Source organism: Gemmatimonadaceae bacterium (assembly GCA_019752115.1).
GTDB lineage: Bacteria > Gemmatimonadota > Gemmatimonadetes > Gemmatimonadales > Gemmatimonadaceae > Gemmatimonas.
The window spans coordinates 146,496-164,946 of sequence record JAIEMN010000004.1; the positions used below are offsets into that span (position 1 = coordinate 146,496).

Genomic DNA, 18,451 nt, shown 5'->3' on the forward strand with positions numbered 1-18,451 from the left:
TTCCTTGCGTTGCCTTGCTGGCCTGGCGCTCGCTGCGCCCGCCCTCGGCGCGCAGACCACGGTTGGCGGGCGGGTCGTGGATGAGCGTGGGGCCCCCGTCGTAGGTGCCGATGTGCGCGATGCCGCTGGCCACCGACGCGTGAGTACCGCCACGGGCGGCTTTGGCGGCCTGACCGTCGGACCCATCACCGTGCGCCGCCTGGGATACGCGCCGCTCGACACCGTCCTCGCCGCCGGGGAGGCGCACCGACTCGCGCTGCGGCCGTCGGCATCGGTCCTCGCGCGGCTGGTGATCAACCCCGGCTTCAGCGGGACCGGCCCGACGGTGCAGGCGCCAACGGTGACCATGACGCGCCGCGATCTCGAGATGCGCCCGCAGCCCGGCGAGGACCTCTTCCGCGCGCTGGCGCGACTGCCCGGCGTGGCCGCGAGTGAACTCAGCGCGCGCCTGCGCGTGCGCGGCGGCGCGGCCGATGAGCTGCTGTACCTGTTTGATGGCGCCGAGCTCCCCGATCCGTTTCATCTGCCGGATGTAGACGCAGCGCTCTCCATGGTGGATCTGGCAATGGTGGGCGGTGTGGATCTGCACGCCGGCACGCTGCCGCTCGAACTCGGGCAACGGAGTGCCGGGGCCATGGTGTTTCCGTTGCCGGCGTTCGATGGGCGCGCCAGTACCACCAGCGCCTCCGTCTCCCTCACGGGCGTGCGCGTCGGACAGCACCTGCGGCTCGGGCCACGCAGCGATGCTGATCTGCTCGTGCGCCGTGGGTATCTCGAGCTCGTCCTCAATGCGCTCGGGGAATCGAAGGGACTCACGCCACGCTATGGCGACAGCTACGCGCGGATCCGGTGGTTCGGGAGCCGCGACCGCGTCGCGGCGCACGTGCTTGATGGCACCGACTTTCTCCGCTACGCCCGCAGCGATGACGCCCAGAGCACCGGACGCTATCGCACCAGCGTGGGGTGGATCACGACCGAGCACGAGCGAGGCGCCTGGCGCGCCACCACGACGGTCTCCTTGACGCACCGCCTCAACGATCGCGACGTCCGCGACGTCCCGGGCACCCTCACGCAGAGTGGCTTCCGCGACCGCCGCGATACGTGGACGGGCGGCGTGCGTGCGGACGTGCGCCGCGCCCTCGGCACGCGCCACCTGATGCAGGCGGGCGGTTCGTGGCAACCGGCACAGACGCACGCCGACCTCTTTCGGCTGCGCGATACGCTGGCCGTGGTACGCAACGTGGTGCAGCGGGGGATCGATACCACGCGCCTGCTCGAGACGGTCGCGACCCAGCGCAGCGGCGCCTGGCTCGGACTCCGCAGTGCGCTCCCCTGGCGTGTCACGCAGGAGCTGGGGGCGCGGGTCGATGCCGCCAGCTGGACGGGCGAGGCGCTGGTCGCGCCGCGCGCGGCGTGGCTCGTGCCGATGCGCGGCGCGACCACGTTGCGCGTCGGGGTGGGCGTGACCACGCAAACGCCGCTGCTGGAAGAACGGGCACTCGCGGACGGGGACACCACGCGGTATCCGGCGGTGCGCGCCCTGCAACAGGCCATTGGCGTGAGTGGTGCCGGGGATGCGATCCGCTGGCGCGCCGACGTCTATTGGCGTCGGACCTCGCACGAGCGCCCCCAGTATGTGAATGCGCGCAACGGCGCGATCATCGCCCCGGAGTTGTTCGATGATCGCGTGCGGCTGGACGCCACGCGGGGTGATGCCAGCGGCATCGAGCTGTCGCTGCGCGATGCCGGCCGCGGCCCCTGGACCTGGGCCGCCGGGTGGACGATCGCGCGCTCGCGGCTCGACGTACAGGGCCGGTGGGTGGCGCGCCCCTGGGACCGTCGGCACACGGCCACGCTCGATGTGGGCCGCGCGCTCGGCGCCTGGCAGTTCTCGGGCGGCTGGGTGTATCACTCCGGCGATCCGACCTCGAGCAGCGTGGCGTTGCAGACGCCCACGCGCACCGGCGTGCTGACGCGTACGATCTATCCCCGACCGTTCGACCGGCGCATGCCCGAGTACCATCGCCTCGACCTGCGGGCCGTGCGAGCCTTCGAGCGCGGCCACACCAGTGGCCGGGTCTTTCTCGATGTGCTCAATGCCTACGACCGCCGCAATGTGCGACGCATGGTCACCTCCATCGCGCGCACGGCGTCCGGTCAGGAACTCACGACGACGCGGCGCGAGACAGGGCTCCCCTTCCTGCCGTCGATCGGGCTGGCCCTCGACTGGCGTTGAGCGACGGCGTTGAGCGACGGCGTTGAGCGACGGCTCCGAACGCCGCCGCCGGGCGATAGCTTTCGAGTCTATGCTGACTCGCCGACTCGTCCCCGCGCTCGCGCTCGCCGTTGCGCTCGCACCGTCACTTGCTGCCGCCCAGACCGTCAACTGGCCGGTCTACCACGGCAACGACGATCACACCCACTACAGCACGCTGGCGCAGATCACGCCGGCCAACGTCAAGCGCCTCAAGGTCGCGTGGACGTTCGACACGAAGGACGCGTTCGCCGGCTCGGAGATGCAGGCGAACCCGATCGTGATCGATGGCGTGCTGTACGCCACGACGCCCAAGCTGCAGGTGTTCGCGCTCGACGCGGCCACGGGCAAGCAGCTGTGGCGCTTTGATCCGCAGAATGGCGCGGCGCCCACAAGCCGCATTCGCCATCGCGGCGTCGTGGTGGTGAACGACCGCGTGCTCTTCAACTACCGCAACCGGCTCTACGCGCTGGATCGCAAGACGGGGCGGCCGATTCCCACGTTCGGCGATTCGGGATGGGTGGACCTGCGACAGGGACTCGGTCGCCCGGTCGAGGGATTGAGCGTGAGCGCAAGCACGCCCGGTGTGGTGTTCGAGAATCTGCTCATCATGGGCAGCACGGTGCCCGAGCAGCTCCCCAGCGCCCCGGGCGACATTCGCGCGTTCGATATCACCAGCGGCAAGCTGGTGTGGAGCTTCCACACGATTCCGCATCCGGGTGAGCCGGGCTACGAGACGTGGCCGGCCGATGCGTGGAAGATCGCTGGCGGGGCGAACGCGTGGAGTGGCGTCACGCTCGATGCTAAGCGCGCGATGGTCTTCGCCGCCACCGGCTCGGCGAGCTACGACTTCTACGGCGCCAATCGTGTCGGCGACAACCTGTACGCCAACAGCGTCCTGGCGCTTGATGCGCGCACCGGCAAGCGCGTCTGGCACCATCAGGTCCTCAAGCACGACCTGTGGGATCGCGACCTGCCGGCGGCACCGGTGCTGGTGACGGTGCAGCGCGATGGCAAGCCGCTCGACGCGGTCGCGCAGATCACCAAGACCGGACACACGTATCTGTTCAATCGGGAGACCGGCGAGTCGCTCTTTCCGCTCAAGGAGATGGCGATGCCGGGCACCGCGCTCGACGGCGACAAGCCGAGCGCGACGCAGACGTTTCCGGTGAGCCCGCCGCCGTTCGCGCGGCAGCAGCTCACCAAGGCCGACCTCACGCGCCGCACGCCGGCCGCGTACAAGGCGGCGCTCAGGACGTTCACCGAGTACAACACGCCGCATCCGTATACCGCGCCGAACACCAAGGGGATCATCATCTACCCCGGCGTGGACGGCGGGGGCGAATGGGGCGGGCCGGCGTTCGACCCGCAGACGGGGCTGCTGTACGTGAACTCGAATGAGATGGCGTGGCTGCTCAAGCTCGTGCCGCGCAGTGATGCCAGTCTCTACAGCGCGAACTGCGCCGGCTGCCACGGTGACAACCGCAAGGGCACGGCGATCGGCCCCACGCTGCTGGGCGTAGAGACGCGCCGCACGCGCGAACAGATCACGCAGATGATCAAGGAAGGGACGGGGCGCATGCCGGCCTTCGGCGCGGCGATGGACGGCGGCGCGATCAACGATCTCGTGAACTTTCTGGTGACGGGCAAGGACGCCACCAAGGAGAAGGCCGCGACGCAGGAAAAGAGCCCCTTCTCCCTTCCGTATCGCACCGCGTACTTCGACATCTTCCTCGATCACGAAGGGTATCCGGCCATCAAGCCGCCCTGGGGAACGCTCAACGCCATCGACCTCAACAAGGGCACCATCGCTTGGTCACGCCCGTTCGGTGAGTATCCCAAGCTCGCCGCCAAGGGCATCCGCAACACCGGCACTGACAGCTACGGTGGTGCGATCGTGACCGAGAACGGATTGCTGTTCATCGCCGCCACCACGTATGACAACAAGATCCGCGCCTTCGACAAGAAGACCGGCACGATCCTGTGGGAAGCCAAGCTCCCGTTCGCGGGGAACGCGACGCCGAGCACGTACATGGTGAACGGCAAGCAGTATCTCGTGATTGCGTGCGGCGGTGGCAAGAATGGCGCACCGAGCGGCGGTACCTACGTCGCGTTTGCCCTTCCCTGAGTAGAACACATGGCTACCGGCGATCCGCAGGACCACGAGCCACCCGAGAAGGATCTCGGCTTCGGCAAGTTCGTCTCCAGTCAGTATCGGGGGCGCTTTCTTACCCGCGACGGGCAAAGCACCGGGCGCAAACTCGGCCTCGGCGCGCAGCGCACGGAAAAGCTGTACCTCCACGCGCTGCGTACGCCCTGGCTGACCTTTCTGGCGTGGGTCGTGGGCATCGTGCTCTTCGCCAACGGCGTGGCCGCTCTGGCGTTTCGAGCGCTGGGCCCCGGCGCCATCGCCGGCAGCGACGGCATGGGGCTCGACGATCCCTTCATGCGCGCGTTCGTCTTCAGCATGGGGCTCTTCACCACCACCGGCAGTGACGGGCTGCATGCCGTGGGTGCCACGGCGCACTTCCTGAGCGTGGTGATCATGCTGCTCGGGCCGCTCACGGGAATCCTGGTGGCCGCGCTCATCATCGCGCGCCTTACCCGCCCGCGGGCGCAGATCCGCTTCAGCGAGTCGGCGGTCATTGCGCCGTACGAGGGCGGGCGTGGCCTCATGTTCCGTATCGTGAACGAGCTCCCCGGCGAGCTCACGAACATCACCGCCAGCGTGAACCTGTCGTGGTGGGAACTCTTCGACGGGAAGAAGGAGCGCAACTACCACCAGCTCGCACTCGAGCGCAGCGACGTCGCGTTCTTCCCGCTGCACTGGACCGTGGTGCACCCGATCGACGGCCGCAGCCCGCTCCGCGGCGTGACGCCGGAGCGCCTGCGCGAGGGTGACGCCGAGATTCTCATTCTGCTCACCGCCCACGAGGAGACCTTCTCCACGCAGGTCACCGTGCGCTCGAGCTACAAGTGGGATGAAGTGGCGTGGGACGCGAAGTTCGCGAGCATCTTCGTTACCGGCGAGGATGCGGGCGTGACGATAGATGTGGAGCGCCTGAGCCGACTCGAGCGGTTGCCGGAGGGCACGACGCGCGTGCCCAGCCCGGCCGAGGGGGCCTTCGTCCCGTAGTACCGTTTGGGCGGAGAGATCGCCGTACCTGATCTGCGGAGGGGCGGAGCATCGGGGCAACGGAGAACGGCGTAGGCGCGTCTCCGATGCTTCGAGGCTCCGCCCCTCCGCACGTCAGGCACAACGGCCCGTCAGTGCGCCCCTTCCAGCTGCAACGCTTCGAGATCGAGCTCCTGCTCCAGGTCGCGCAATACCTCGTCCGAAATGGCGCCCTCATTGCGCAGCCGCACCAGCAGGCGCCGTTCGGCGGCGCGCATGTGCGCGCGGAGCTTGCTGCGTGAGTGGCCGCCGCCCGCTTCGTGCTGACGCAGGCGCTCGCGGACCTCGGAGCGCAGCCACGCGACATCTTCGGGATTGGCCCATGGCTCGTTCGCCGCATCTTCCAGCGCTTCGGCGGCGCGGCGGAGCGCTTCCAGGCGGGCGAAGCGGGCCTCGCGGCGGTGATGCGTCTCCGGCTCGAAGGCGAAGCGCTGGATGATCGGCGCCAGCGTGCACCCCTGCACCACGAGTGTGAAGAGAATCACGGCCATCGTGGCGTACAGCAGTTCCTCGCGGAACGGGAAGGGCGTGCCGGCCGCCGTCGTGAGCGGCAGCGCGAGCGCCGTAGCAAAGCTCACGATGCCGCGCATGCTGGTCCAGCTCACGAGGAACACGGCCTTCCAGTTGGGTGCCGGATCCTTGCGACGGACCTCAGCGCTCAGCCAGCGCGGCAGCCACGTGGCCACGGGAACCCACGCGAGTCGAATGACGACCGCTACCGCGCTCAGCACGAGCCCGGGGAGCAGCAATGCGGGCAACGTCGCCGCCGCGGTCTCGCGCAGCAGGACGGCGAACTGCAGCCCCAGCAGCACGAAGATCATCGCGTTTAGCGCGAACACCACGAGATCCCACACCGCACGCGACTGAATCCGCGAGCGCGGCCCCACGGCCGTCGAGAAATGCTGGCGCGTGTAGAGACCACCGGCGACACAGGCGAGCACCGCGGAGACGTGCAGTTCTTCACCGATCACCCACGCCGCATAGGGGCCGGCGAGCGTCAGCAGCGTCTCGGCCATCTCGTCCTTGGTGCGCTTGAGCGTCCAGATGATGACCCACCCCACCGCGAAGCCGATCAGGATGCCGACGCCGGCATCGAGGACAAAGCGCACCAGCGACTCGCCGAGACTGAACAGCCCGGTCACGGCCGCGGCCACCGCCGAGCGATAGAGAATGAGCGCCGAGGCGTCGTTCACGAGGCTTTCGCCTTCGAGAATGACAATTACCCGGCGCGGGACCGGCAGGCGGGACACGACCGCGGTAGCCGCGACGGCGTCGGGCGGCGAGACGATGGCGCCGAGCGCGATGGCCACCGCCCACGGCATGCCGGGATAGAGCGCCCGGGCCGCAAAGGCGATGCCCAGCGTCGTGGCCACCACGAGCCCGATCGCGAGCAGGCCGATCGGGCGCCGATTCGCCTTGAACTCGCGCCAACTCGTGAAGAACGCGGCCGCCCACAACACCGGCGGCAGAAAGACAAAGAAGACGACCTCGGGCTCGAGCGTCGGCACCGTCACCGACGGAATGGCGCCGAGCGCGAGCCCCGCCACCACCTGCAGGACGGGCGGTGGCACCGGGAGCCGGCGGCCGAACGCGGTCAGCGCGACCACGAGGGTCGCGAACGCGATGCCGACGAGAATCGGGGAGCTGGTGGTTGCCGCGGCGCTCATGATCCCAAGCTAACTCCACGGCACGCCAGCGGGTTTCGCCTCGGTCCGGGACGATCGGTTATCGTTCGGCAGACGCTTCCATTCCGCTTGCCCGACCTGCCATGTCCGCGCTCTTCTCACCCCTGACGCTTCGCAGCGTCACGCTCGCCAATCGCATCGGCGTTTCGCCGATGTGTCAGTATTCCTCGGTCGACGGGTACGCGAACGATTGGCATCTGGTCCACCTCGGGGGCCTGGCCACCGGCGGCGCGGGGCTGGTGATCAGCGAAGCGACGGCAGTCACCGCCGACGGGCGCATCTCGTCGCACGATCTTGGCATCTGGCACGACGATCACGTGCCGATGCTGACGCGTATCGTGTCGTTCATGCGGGAGCACGGCGCGGTGGCCGGTATTCAACTGGCGCACGCCGGGCGCAAGGCCAGCACGAAGCGCCCCTGGGAAGGCACGGGCATGGTCACGCCGGAGCAGGGCGGCTGGACGGTGCGTGGTCCAAGCGACCTCGCGTTCTCGCCCGACTACCCCCAACCGCACGCGCTGGCGCTCGACGAACTGCCGGGCATTGTGGACGCGTTCGTGGCCGGCACCAAGCGTGCGCTGGCTGCGGGCTTTCAGGTAGTCGAGCTGCACGCGTCGCATGGCTACCTGCTGCACGCGTTCATGTCGCCGCTCGCCAATCTTCGCACGGATGCGTACGGCGGCAGTTATGACAATCGCGTGCGCCTCACGCTCGAGGTCGCGGCGGCGGTGCGCACCGTGTGGCCCGCGGAGCTGCCGCTCTTCGTGCGCCTCTCCGCCACCGACTGGGCCGAGGGTGGTTGGACCGTCGAGGAGACCGTGCGCCTGTCCGCGCAGCTCAAGGCGCTCGGCGTGGATCTGATCGACTGTTCGAGCGGCGGCCTGACGACCGCGCAGCACATCACGCTCGGGCCCGGCTATCAGGTGCCGTTCGCGCGACGCGTGCGCGCGGAAGCGCAGGTGCCGACGGCGGCGGTGGGGCTGATCACGACGCCGGAGCAGGCCGAGGCGATCGTGGCGAACGGGGACGCGGATGTGGTGCTGATGGCGCGCGAGCTGCTGCGGAACCCGCGCTGGCCGCTGGAGGCGGCGCATGCGCTGGGGGCGGAGGGGCGGTGGGTGCCGCAGTATGTGCGGGCGCGGAGGCGGTAAGGCGGGCGGCGGGAAGACGAACGGCGGGGAAACCCTGGGGCGGGGCGCGGTGACCTAGGGAGCAGTGGTTATCCTCTCACCCCGTCCCTCACGAATTATGCGCGTTCTTGCTCGTCTGGCCCTTGCGGCGAGTCTGGTGGTGCCCGCGGCCCTGTCGGCGCAGTCCCCGATTATCGGGACCTGGAACATCGAATGGGAGCTCGGTCGCTCCATCATGAATGGCGAGTCGAGTGCCATTCAGGCGAAAGGGACCTTGAAGCTCGAAGCGTCCGGCGATTCCCTGCTCGCCACCGTCACCACCACGAGCCGTAGCGATGGGCAGCCGATCACGCGCCCGAGCTTCACCTTCGGTGGCCGTGCCACCGCCACTGGTGCGGTGCTCACGCAGATCAGCGAAGCCACGCTCAACATGAATGGCGAGACGCGGAAGCAGCGCTCGATCGGCACCTGGACGCTCGCCATCAGCGGCGCCGCGCTCACCGGTGAGATCAAGCGGGAGATCGAAGGGATGATGATGGACATCCCGCCCGCGATGGTGAAGGGATCGCGCGCGAACTGAGCGGCGCGCGATCCCCGAGGCGACTCAGAGCCCGCCGAGTGTGCAGATGTACTGCCACTCGGCGGCGGTCACCGGCACCACCGAGAGTCGGCCCACCTTGATCAGCGCCATCTCAGCGAGCTTGGGATCGCCCTTGATCTGCGGCAGCGTGACCGGCGTCGGAAGCGCCTGCACGGCCTTCACATCGACCATGAACCACGTCGGCGTCGCCGGATCGGAGTCGGCGTCGTAGTAGTCGTGCGTGGGATCGAACGCCGTGTGATCGGGATAGCCTTCCTTCACCACCTCGCAGATCCCCACGATGGCACTGGGCTCGGCGTTGGAGTGGTAGTAGAAACAGCGATCGCCCTTCTTCATGCCGTCCCGCAGGAAGTTGCGCGCGCCGGTGTTGCGCACCGAGTCCCAGCAGGTCGTCTTCTTCGGCGCCTTCTGCAGGTCGTCGAAGGAGAAGACGTCCGGCTCCGACTTGATGAGCCAGTAGCGCACTTCGCCCGGTGCGCGCGTGTACACATGCGCCCACTTGCCGAGCTCGTAGGGCATCGACTGCGGCGCCTTTTTCTTGGCCACCGCCTTTCCCGAGGTTCGAGCTCCCGCCGTACGGGCTCCCGCCGTACGGGCTCCCGCCGTACGGGCTTCCGCCGGTTTCGCCGCCGTCTTCTTTGCTGCCATCACTGCACCATGCAGCACGAGGACGCCCCGCACCCCGCCATCGGCAACCCGCCGCGCGGCGATCCGCAGGGCGTGGTCTGCCCCTGCTGGCCGTGCGTGAACGTCACCAGCCCGCCGCTCAGGACCCGCCGCACCGGGACGTGCGTCTCCGGATGCTCCGTCAGGGGCGCATCGTTCATCGACTGCCGGAGCTCGAACCGCTCCGGCGCCTCGCCGGCCGTGGCCGGCACCGTTTCGTAGACGTAGATCGGCATACCCCAATTCTACGGCGGGCAGCAAGGGGCGCCGGGCGGTATTTTCGCGGCCATGCACCTCTCCCTTCGCCTCGCGCCGGCCCTGCTGTTGGCCGCAGCCCCCGCCGCAGCCCAAGCCCCACGGGCCGACGCCTCGCGTCCCGCGGCGCCGGCCAATCTGATTGCCGTCGCCGACAAGGTCTTCAGCAGCTGGAACAACACGCACGGCCCCGGATGCGCCGTCGGCATCGCGCGCGGGGGCACGACGCTGCTCGAGCGCGGCTACGGGATGGCCGACATTGCCGGTGAACGGCCCATCACGCCGGCCACCATTCTGGAGTCCGGATCGGTCGCCAAGCAGTTCACGGCCACCTCGATCCTGCTGCTCGCCAGGGACGGCAAGCTCTCGCTCGACGACGACGCGCGAAAGTACCTCCCGGAGCTCCCCGCGTACGGGCGCGTCCTCACCGTGCGTCATCTCCTCACGCATACCAGTGGACTGCGCGAGTGGAGCAATCTCGTGGATTGGCAGGGGTGGGCACGGGGCACACGTGTCCACACCAATCCGGACATGGTGCGCCTGATCGCCGCCCAGCAGGCGCTCAACTATCCGGTCGGTGATCACTACTCCTACACGAACTCCGGGTTCCTGCTGCTGCACGCCATCGTGGAGCGGGTGAGCGGCCAGACGTTCTCGCAGTTCACGCGCGAGCGCCTCTTCGTGCCGCTGGGCATGACGCACACGCGCTGGCGCGACGATTACACCCGCATCGTGCCGGGGCTCGCGCAGGCCTACCGCCGCCGCACCGATGGCTGGCACCTCGACATGCCCACCGACAATGTCGTTGGCGCCGGTGGGCTCCTCACTACGGTCGGCGACTGGCTCCGCTGGAATGAGGCGCTCACCAACAACACCCTCGGCCCGGACATCGCGAGCGGACTCGCCAATCGCATGACGCTCACCAACGGCCTCCAGATCGAGTACGCCAATGGGCTCATGGTCGGGCGTTATCGCGGCACGACACAGCTGGCGCATTCCGGCTCGACGGCGGGCTACAGCACGTACCTCGCGCGCTATCCGGAGCTGGGCAACCTCTCCATTGCGGTGCTCTGCAACGCCGCCGGCGCCGGCGCCACGGCGTACACGCATGCGCTGGTCGATGCGCTGGCGCCCGAGCTTCCCCCCGCCGCGGCGCCGGATACGGTGCGCGCGGATCAGACCGCGCTCCTGGCCTGGCGCGGCGTGTACGAGTTCGCGAACGACCATCTTGTGATCACGCTCGATACGGCGAAGGGGCTGTTGAGCAGCGATGGCGTGCCGCTGCGCGCGCTGCGCGACGGTGGCTACCTCGCCGGAAGCCAGCGCCTGCGCCTCGCGGTTGACGGGAAGGGCACGCGCACGCTTCGCACCGCGACCGCCGATGGCGACTCGCTGGTGGCAACCTGGCGCGCCGCCAGCGTCTGGGCGCCCGCGACCGCCGAACTCGCCGCGTTCGCCGGCCGGTATCGCAGCGACGAGATCGCGAATACGATCCGCATCAGCGTGCGCGACGGTCGGCTCATCGTAAGCAAACGCGATGGATTGGAAGAACCCCTCACCCCCACCACCCGCGACGCCTTCGAAAGCAGCGCCGGCGCCGTCTGGTTCACCCGCGACCCCAAGGGCCGCGTCACCACACTGCACGTCAGCGAAGGCCGCATGTGGGATCTCCCCTTCCACCGCCTTCCGTAGTCCAGCTTCCGCAGTTCAGCTTCCGCAGTTCAGGCTTCCGTAGTTCCCGCAGTACGTCTCCCCGCCTCCCATTCCCCCCGTGTCCAACCCCGTCGTCCTCATCACCGGCGCCGCCACCGGCATCGGCGCCGCCTGCGCCCGCACCTTCGCGAAGGCCGGCTGGCGTACCGGCATCTGCACCCTCGCGGACACGCGCGCCGAGGCCGACGCGGTCGCCGCCGAGTGCACCGCGCTGGGCGCCGAGGGACACGTGCTGGAATTCAGTGTCACCGACGATGCCGCGTGCCGCCACGCCGCCACCGCGCTCGAGCAGCACTTCGGGCGGATCGATGGCCTCGTGAACTGCGCCGGGGTGACGCGCTTCGTGCCGCACCATGATCTCGAAGGGCTGCCGAGCAGTGAGTTCACGCGCACCAACGACGTGAACGTCATGGGCACCTTTCAGATGATCCGCGCCTGTCGCGGTGCGCTCGAGCGCAGCGGCCGCGGCGCGGTCGTGAACTACTCGAGCATCGCCGGCCTGTCGGGGGTGGGCTCGTCGGCCGCGTATGCCGCCAGCAAGGGGGCGGTGATTTCGCTTACCCTGTCCATGGCGCGCGCCCTGGCGCCGCTCATTCGCGTGAACGCGATCGCACCGGGCTACGTCGCCGGCGGGTTGCCGAGCCGCGTGCTCGATGCCGACGCGCTCGCGGCGGTCGAAGCGAAGTATCTCGAGACGCAGCCGCTCAAGCGCCTGCTCACGCCGGGCGAAATCGCTGAGCTGACCTATTTCCTCATTGCGGGGCCGGCTGGCATCACGGGTGAGATCATCCGGATGGACGCGGGCCTGCACCTGAACGGCTGATGAGCACGCGCATTGGGTTCATCGGGACCGGCCTGATTGGCGCGCCGATGGTGGAGCGCCTGCTCGAGTGTGGCCGCGACGTGGTGATCTGGAACCGCTCCGCCGATAAACTCGCGCCGCTGGTGGCGGCCGGTGCGACCGCCGCCGCGTCGGCCGCGGACGTCGCGCGTCAGTGCACGCTCGTGTGCCTGTGCCTGACCGATACAAAGGCCGTCGAGGATGTCGTCTTTGGGAGCGGAGCCCTGGCCACGGTGATGGGTGCGGATCACCTGGTGATCGACCTGTCGAGCATCGCGCCCGATGCCACGCGGGCCATGGCCGCGCGCCTCGACCAGGCCTGCGGCGCGCACTGGATCGATACGCCCGTCTCCGGTGGCGTCGTGGGCGCACGAGCCGGTCGGCTCATCGTCTTTGCGGGCGGTGACGCCGCCGATGTCGCGCGCGCCAGCGTGGTGTTCGACGCGCTGTCGCAGCGGGTGACGCACATGGGCGGTCACGGTGCCGGTCAGTTCACCAAGAGCTGCAATCAGCAGCTGGTGGCGTGCAATCTGCTGGTGATCGCCGAGATGATCGCCTTCGCGGAGCGCGCCGGTGTGGATGCCACGCAGCTGCCGGCAGCGCTCGCGGGCGGCTGGGCCGACTCGCTGCCCTTTCAGGTCTTTGGCCCGCGCATGGCCGCTGGCGTGGACACGCCGCGCATCGGCGCGGTGGGCACCTTCCGCAAGGACATCGATCAGGTGGTGCGCCTCGCCGCCGACGTGGGTGCGACGGTGCCGGTGACGGCGTTCGCGGCCTCACGCTACGCCGAAGCGGCGGCGCGTGAGGATATCACCGCCGAGGGTGATGCGTCGCGATTGATCCGGCTGGTCACGTAGACACTGCGGTGCGGTACCTTCTCGTTTGCCGGATCGCTGAACGGCGCTGCGGGGATCACGGGGAGGCCTGCGTGGGACGCTGGCAACGTGCCGACACTGAAAGATCGTTGTGACTGCTCTGCGGAGGGGCGGAGCATCGGAGCACTGGAGGTGTTCTCGCTTTCTTCGTTAACCACTCCGATGCCCCGTTGCTCCGCCCCTCGGCAGATCAGGTACAGCTCCTCGTCGGAATGATCAGCACCATCCGAAGTGCCCTTGCTCCCGTTCCCCCGTGATCCCCGCCACGTTCTTCCTCTGACCTCTCCAGTCTGATGCCTCGCGAGTTCCGGTCAGCCAAGATCCACGAAGGGCTCCTGCGCGCCCCGACCTATGCGTTTCTGCAAGCGCTTGGGCAGAGCGACGACGAGATCCGGCGCCCGCATGTGGGCGTGTTTCACACCGGCGGCGAGATGAGCCCGTGCAACCTCGCGTTGCGGGAGCAGGCGCAGCACGCCAAGACGGGGGTGTATGCCCACGGGGGGATGCCCCACGAATGCCCCGTGGTGAGTGTGAGCGATGGGCTCAGCGTGGCGCATCCCGGGATGCGCTACTCGCTGGTGAGCCGTGAGCTCATCGCCGACAGCGTCGAAGCGAGCACCGAAGCGCATCAGTGGGACGGCGTCTTTGCCATCGGCGGCTGCGACAAGAATCTCCCTGGGCTCATGATGGGGATCGTGCGCTGTAACGTGCCGGGCATCTTCGTGTATGGCGGGAGCACGTTGCCGGGCACGTACCAGGGGCGCGACACCCACATCGGCGAAACGTACGAAGCCGTGGGGCGCGTCCTCGCCGGCGAAACCACGATCGACGAAGTCACGGCGCGCGCGCGGAGCTGCATTCCCACCGCCGGCGCGTGCGCGGGGCAGTTCACGGCAAATACCATGGGCATGGTCGGCGAAGCGCTGGGGCTGTCGCCCATCGGCTCGAGTATGATTCCCGCCGTCTACAGCGAGCGCGCGCCGATGTTGCGTCGCGCCGCGGCGGTGCTGATGCAGGCGGTCATGGCCGATGCCCCGCGGCCGCGCGACATCGTCACCCGCGCGGCGCTCGAGAACGCCTGCGCGGTGGTCAGTGCGACCGGCGGCTCCACCAACGCCGCGCTCCACCTCCCGGCGATCGCCCACGAAGCCGGCGTGCCCTTCACGCTCGACGACGTTGCCGCGGTCTTTGCCCGCACGCCGTTGCTCGCCGACCTGCAGCCCGGTGGCCAGTACCTGGCGCGTGACCTGCACCACGCCGGCGGCACCGGCATCGTGCTCAAGGCACTCCTCGACGCCGGGTTTCTGCACGGCGAGGCGCTTACGATCACCGGGCGCACGATGGCGGACGAGCTGGCGCCGGTGGCGGCCCCCGATGGGGCGGTGGTGCGCACCGCCAGCAACGCGCGCAGCCGCGACGGTGGCGTCACCGTCCTCACCGGCAACCTCTGTCCCGCCGGTGCGCTGCTCAAGACCGCCGGACTCGCCACGCTCACACACACCGGGCCCGCGCGCGTCTTCGAGAGCGAGGAGCAGGCGCTTGAAGCGGTCCGCGTGCGGCGCTACGCCCTCGGCGACGTGATCGTGATTCGCAATGAAGGCCCCAAGGGCGGCCCCGGCATGCGCGAAATGCTCGGCATCACCGCGCTCCTCTACGGCCAGGGGGTCGGCCAGCAGGTCGCGCTGCTTACGGACGGCCGCTTCAGCGGCGCCACGCGAGGCCTGTGCATCGGGCACGCGGGCCCGGAGGCGGCCGACCGCGGCCCCATCGCCGCGCTCCGCGACGGGGACACGATCACGATCGACGCCACGCCCGGCGCGCGGCGGATCAGCGTCGCCCTCACCGACGCCGAGCTCACGCGGCGGCTGGCCGCGCTCCCACCCTTTGTGCCCAGCGTGAAAGGCGGGCTGCTGGAGAAGTACGCAAAGCTGGTAGGGCCGGCGAATGAGGGCGCGGTGACGCACAGTGGCACACGCCGATTCCAACCCACAACCCAGAACCAAGAGCCCGAAACCCTAAACTGATCGGTTCTGGGTTTCGGGTTCTTGGTCGTGGATTGTGGGTCTTTGTCTCGGGTTATTGCCGCGGCGCCGCCGGCATCGCCTCCACGCACATCACGTACACATGCCACCGCGCCTCGCCCCGCTGAAGCGGGCGGGCCGCATCCACGGCGTCTTCGGCCTCGGTATTCAGCATCGACGGGCCGTACACGTTGAACAGGCAGTCCACGTTGCCGGTGCGGAAGCGCAACGACGCCTCGCCAGGTGAGTCGCGGGGATCGGGGGTCCGTACCCAGCCCCCCACGGCGCGGATGCGCTCGTAGAACGCCACCGCCTCCGCCTGAGCGCCGCGCGTGGTCCCGCCGGCGGACGTCACGCGGCAGCCGATCAGCTTCTTGCGCGTCCGCCAGTCGTCGAGCGTATCCGCCTCGACCCGCGTCGCCAGCTGTCGATCCCCCGACAGAAACCGTTCCGCCGCGTCACACATGGGGAATCGCCCCGGTTGCCCCAGCAACGCCAGAACTGCCATCAGCATACCCCACACTACGCCAACCCAGCCCCCGCCGTTCACTCCCCCCTCCCTCCTCCCCCCTGACTTCTCGAATACGGTCCCTCCGCCCACCCTCCCCCGTCAGGGTTTCACCGAATAGCCAAGCCGGGTCGAACCGCCGAGCTTTCAGCTCTCCCCTACCCCGCCGCCGTTCTATGACGTACTCGCCGCCACCGACCGCGTACGACCTCGCCTATCAGCACGCCCGCACCGACCCGGAAGGGTTCTGGGCCAGCGCCGCGAGCGCCCTGCACTGGGACCGCCCGTGGGATCGCGTCCTCGACGACACCCACGCCCCCCTCTATCGCTGGTTCAGCGGCGGGCGACTCAACACCTGCTACAACGCGATCGATCGCCATGTCGAGAACGGTCGCGGTGCACAACCCGCGGTGATCTACGACTCCCCCGTCACCAACGGACGGCGCGTCATCACCTACGCCGAGCTGCAGGACGAGGTCGCGCGCTTCGCCGGGGTGCTCACCAACCTCGGCGTCACCAAGGGCGACCGCGTCATCATCTACATGCCGATGACACCGGAAACGCTCATCGGCATGTATGCGTGCGCGCGCATCGGCGCGGTACACTCCGTCGTCTTCGGCGGATTCGCGCCCAATGAGCTCGCGGTGCGCATCGACGATGCGCAGCCCAAGGTGGTCCTCACGGCGAGCTGCGGCATCGAAGTGCAGCGCATCGTGCCGTACAAGCCATTGCTCGATCAGGCGCTGGAACTCGCCTCGCATCGACCGGCGCACTGCGTGGTGCTGCGGCGCCCGATGCAAACCGCCGATCTCACCCCCGGGCGCGATCACGACTGGCGCCAGCTCGTGACGATGGCCGAGCCGGTCCCGTGCGTCAGCGTGGACGCCACCGATCCGCTCTACATCCTCTACACGTCGGGCACGACCGGCGTCCCCAAGGGCGTCGTGCGCGATCACGGAGGGCACGCCGTCGCGCTGCACTGGAGCATGGCGCACATCTACGGCGTGAAGCCGGGCGAAGTGTTCTGGGCCGCCAGTGACTTCGGCTGGGCCGTTGGCCACTCGTACATCGTGTATGCGCCGCTGCTCGCCGGCTGCACCACCATCGTGCACGAAGGCAAACCGGTCGGCACTCCCGATGCCGGCGAATTCTGGCGCGTGATCCAGGAGCATCAGGTGCGGGTGCTCTTCACCGCGCCGACCGCCTTTCGCGCCATCAAACGCGAAGATCCCAAAGGCGAGTTCTTCGCGAAGTACGACACGAGCAGTCTGCGTGCCCTCTTCCTGGCCGGTGAGCGCCTCGATCCCGATACCTACCACTGGGCGCGCGCCCTGCTTGGCAAGCCGGTCATCGACCACTGGTGGCAGACCGAAACCGGATGGCCCATCGCGTCGAACTGCCTCGGGCTCACGCCGTTCCCCGTGAAGCCCGGGTCGCCGACGAAGCCGGTGCCCGGCTACACGGTGGAGATTCTCGACGAGGACGGCCACGCGCTCCCGGCGAACAAGGAGGGCGCCGTGGCGATCCGCCTGCCGCTGCCGCCCGGATCATTGCCGACGCTCTGGCGCAACGATGCCCGTTACATCGAGACGTACCTCACCAAGTACCCCGGCTACTATCTCACCGGCGACGGTGGCTACATCGACGAAGACGGCTACCTGTTCATCATGGGGCGCGTCGATGACATCATCATCGTGGCCGGCCACAACCTCTCCACCGGTTCCATCGAGCAGGCGCTGGCGAGTCACCCCGATGTCGCCGAGTGCGCCGTGATCGGCGTACGGGACGCACTCAAGACCCAGGTCCCACTCGGTCTCGTGGTGCTCAAGCAGGGGGTGGAGCGCGACGCGAGTGAACTGGCCGCCGAACTGGTGCAGAAGGTGCGCAACGAAGTCGGTCCGGTGGCGAACTTCCGCCAGGTGACCACCGTGGCGCGCCTGCCCAAGACGCGCAGCGGCAAGGTGCTCCGCAAGACGATGCGCCTGATCGCCGATGGTGACGCGTGGTCCGTGCCCGCCACCATCGACGATCCGGTCATTCTCGACGAAGTAAAGGTTGCGTTCCAGCGACTGGGCTACGCGCAACGGCCGATTGGCACGATCGGCGGCTAGCCCTTACCGCCGGCGCCCGCCGCCTCGCCCGCCGACGACGATCGGCACACCGACGAACCCGGTGTAATACGGCGCTCTCCACCCGAGGGCGCCGTAGCCGTATCCGAATCCGGGGCCGTACATGCCATAAAACCACTGATCGTAGAAGGGATAGTTGGCGTAGCGGGGCGTCTTGTCCTTGTCGTTCTGCACGACATCGAGCGGCGCCACCACCACCGAGGCGTTGCCCTGGATGTCCTTGCACGACCGCTTTTCCTTCTCGGCGGTCGCGACCAGCTTGCCGTCCAGCCAGAGTTCGACATCGCCCTTCGACCTGGAACTGAACTCCACCTGCTCGTGCGGACCGAGCGGGATTTTGGTGTGCTCGCCGCTTTTCGCCACGGCCACCTCGGCGTCAACGGGCCGAGCGCCGTCGTTGCGGACGATAAAGCGATCTTCGCACAGCTGACCGAAGGTCAGGCGCGAAATATCCGAAACGGCGCTGCGTGTGACATCCGCGATCTGTGCGTGCGCCGTGGGGGCGACGCTGACGGCGGCGAGTGTAGACCAGAGGAGCGCCCGCGACGTGACGGTCGCCGTCGCGCGCGAGAGTGTGTGCGTACAGCGCATGGTTCCT

The 18,451-nt window shown here is 68.6% G+C and carries 15 protein-coding genes; 10 read left to right on the forward strand and 5 right to left on the reverse strand.

All coding sequences use genetic code 11. The features are described from left to right. Positions 1 to 4: 4 nt before the first annotated feature. From K2R93_02380 to K2R93_02390, 3 genes are all read left to right on the forward strand, one after another. The gene (locus tag K2R93_02380) at positions 5 to 2,236 is read left to right on the forward strand and encodes a TonB-dependent receptor (protein ID MBY0488666.1); all 2,232 of its coding nucleotides are present in this window, start codon (positions 5 to 7) and stop codon (positions 2,234 to 2,236) included. Between the two features lie 70 nt (positions 2,237 to 2,306). Further along, on the forward strand, positions 2,307 to 4,382 hold the full coding sequence (locus K2R93_02385; GenBank protein MBY0488667.1) for a pyrroloquinoline quinone-dependent dehydrogenase: 2,076 nt from the start codon (positions 2,307 to 2,309) through the stop codon (positions 4,380 to 4,382). 9 nt (positions 4,383 to 4,391) lie between these two features. Beyond that, entirely contained in the window at positions 4,392 to 5,390 is a 999-nt protein-coding gene (locus K2R93_02390; GenBank protein MBY0488668.1) for a hypothetical protein, read from the forward strand. Positions 5,391 to 5,521: 131 nt separating this feature from the next. Here K2R93_02390 and K2R93_02395 read toward each other — a convergent pair whose 3' ends face one another. Continuing rightward, entirely contained in the window at positions 5,522 to 7,096 is a 1,575-nt protein-coding gene (locus K2R93_02395) for a Na+/H+ antiporter (protein ID MBY0488669.1), read from the reverse strand. A 101-nt stretch (positions 7,097 to 7,197) separates the two neighbouring features. On the opposite strand from K2R93_02395, the gene K2R93_02400 reads away from it, so the two are divergent. Continuing rightward, positions 7,198 to 8,265, forward strand: a complete 1,068-nt coding sequence (locus tag K2R93_02400) for an NADH:flavin oxidoreductase/NADH oxidase (GenBank protein ID MBY0488670.1) — start codon at positions 7,198 to 7,200, stop codon at positions 8,263 to 8,265. Between the two features lie 97 nt (positions 8,266 to 8,362). Continuing rightward, positions 8,363 to 8,824 carry a hypothetical protein gene (locus K2R93_02405; protein ID MBY0488671.1) on the forward strand — a complete coding sequence of 154 codons (462 nt, stop codon included), beginning with the start codon at positions 8,363 to 8,365 and terminating at the stop codon, positions 8,822 to 8,824. Positions 8,825 to 8,848: 24 nt separating this feature from the next. Here K2R93_02405 and K2R93_02410 read toward each other — a convergent pair whose 3' ends face one another. Both K2R93_02410 and K2R93_02415 read right to left on the reverse strand, forming a co-directional pair. After that, the gene (locus tag K2R93_02410; GenBank protein MBY0488672.1) at positions 8,849 to 9,364 is read right to left on the reverse strand and encodes an EVE domain-containing protein; all 516 of its coding nucleotides are present in this window, start codon (positions 9,362 to 9,364) and stop codon (positions 8,849 to 8,851) included. A 128-nt stretch (positions 9,365 to 9,492) separates the two neighbouring features. Then, a complete protein-coding gene (locus tag K2R93_02415; protein MBY0488673.1) occupies positions 9,493 to 9,747 on the reverse strand; it encodes a hypothetical protein in 255 nt (84 codons plus the stop codon). Positions 9,748 to 9,799: 52 nt separating this feature from the next. On the opposite strand from K2R93_02415, the gene K2R93_02420 reads away from it, so the two are divergent. From K2R93_02420 to K2R93_02435, 4 genes are all read left to right on the forward strand, one after another. Continuing rightward, the gene (locus K2R93_02420; protein ID MBY0488674.1) at positions 9,800 to 11,458 is read left to right on the forward strand and encodes a serine hydrolase; all 1,659 of its coding nucleotides are present in this window, start codon (positions 9,800 to 9,802) and stop codon (positions 11,456 to 11,458) included. Positions 11,459 to 11,537: 79 nt separating this feature from the next. Beyond that, complete coding sequence (locus tag K2R93_02425) at positions 11,538 to 12,302, forward strand: SDR family oxidoreductase (GenBank protein MBY0488675.1); 765 nt, start codon at positions 11,538 to 11,540, stop codon at positions 12,300 to 12,302. After that, positions 12,299 to 13,177, forward strand: coding sequence for an NAD(P)-dependent oxidoreductase (locus K2R93_02430; protein ID MBY0488676.1), 879 nt, complete (start codon positions 12,299 to 12,301; stop codon positions 13,175 to 13,177). The genes K2R93_02425 and K2R93_02430 overlap by 4 nt, the downstream gene beginning before the upstream one ends. Positions 13,178 to 13,488: 311 nt before the next feature. Then, a complete protein-coding gene (locus K2R93_02435; protein MBY0488677.1) occupies positions 13,489 to 15,219 on the forward strand; it encodes a dihydroxy-acid dehydratase in 1,731 nt (576 codons plus the stop codon). 52 nt (positions 15,220 to 15,271) lie between these two features. On the opposite strand, the gene K2R93_02440 is transcribed toward K2R93_02435, so the two are convergent. Then, on the reverse strand, positions 15,272 to 15,730 hold the full coding sequence (locus tag K2R93_02440; protein ID MBY0488678.1) for a hypothetical protein: 459 nt from the start codon (positions 15,728 to 15,730) through the stop codon (positions 15,272 to 15,274). A gap of 170 nt (positions 15,731 to 15,900) precedes the next feature. On the opposite strand from K2R93_02440, the gene K2R93_02445 reads away from it, so the two are divergent. After that, positions 15,901 to 17,835, forward strand: coding sequence for a propionyl-CoA synthetase (locus K2R93_02445; GenBank protein MBY0488679.1), 1,935 nt, complete (start codon positions 15,901 to 15,903; stop codon positions 17,833 to 17,835). Between the two features lie 3 nt (positions 17,836 to 17,838). Here the strand turns inward: K2R93_02445 and K2R93_02450 are convergent, their stop codons facing one another. Then, positions 17,839 to 18,444: a hypothetical protein gene (locus K2R93_02450; GenBank protein ID MBY0488680.1), complete on the reverse strand. Its 606-nt coding sequence runs from the start codon at positions 18,442 to 18,444 to the stop codon at positions 17,839 to 17,841. Positions 18,445 to 18,451: the final 7 nt, after the last annotated feature.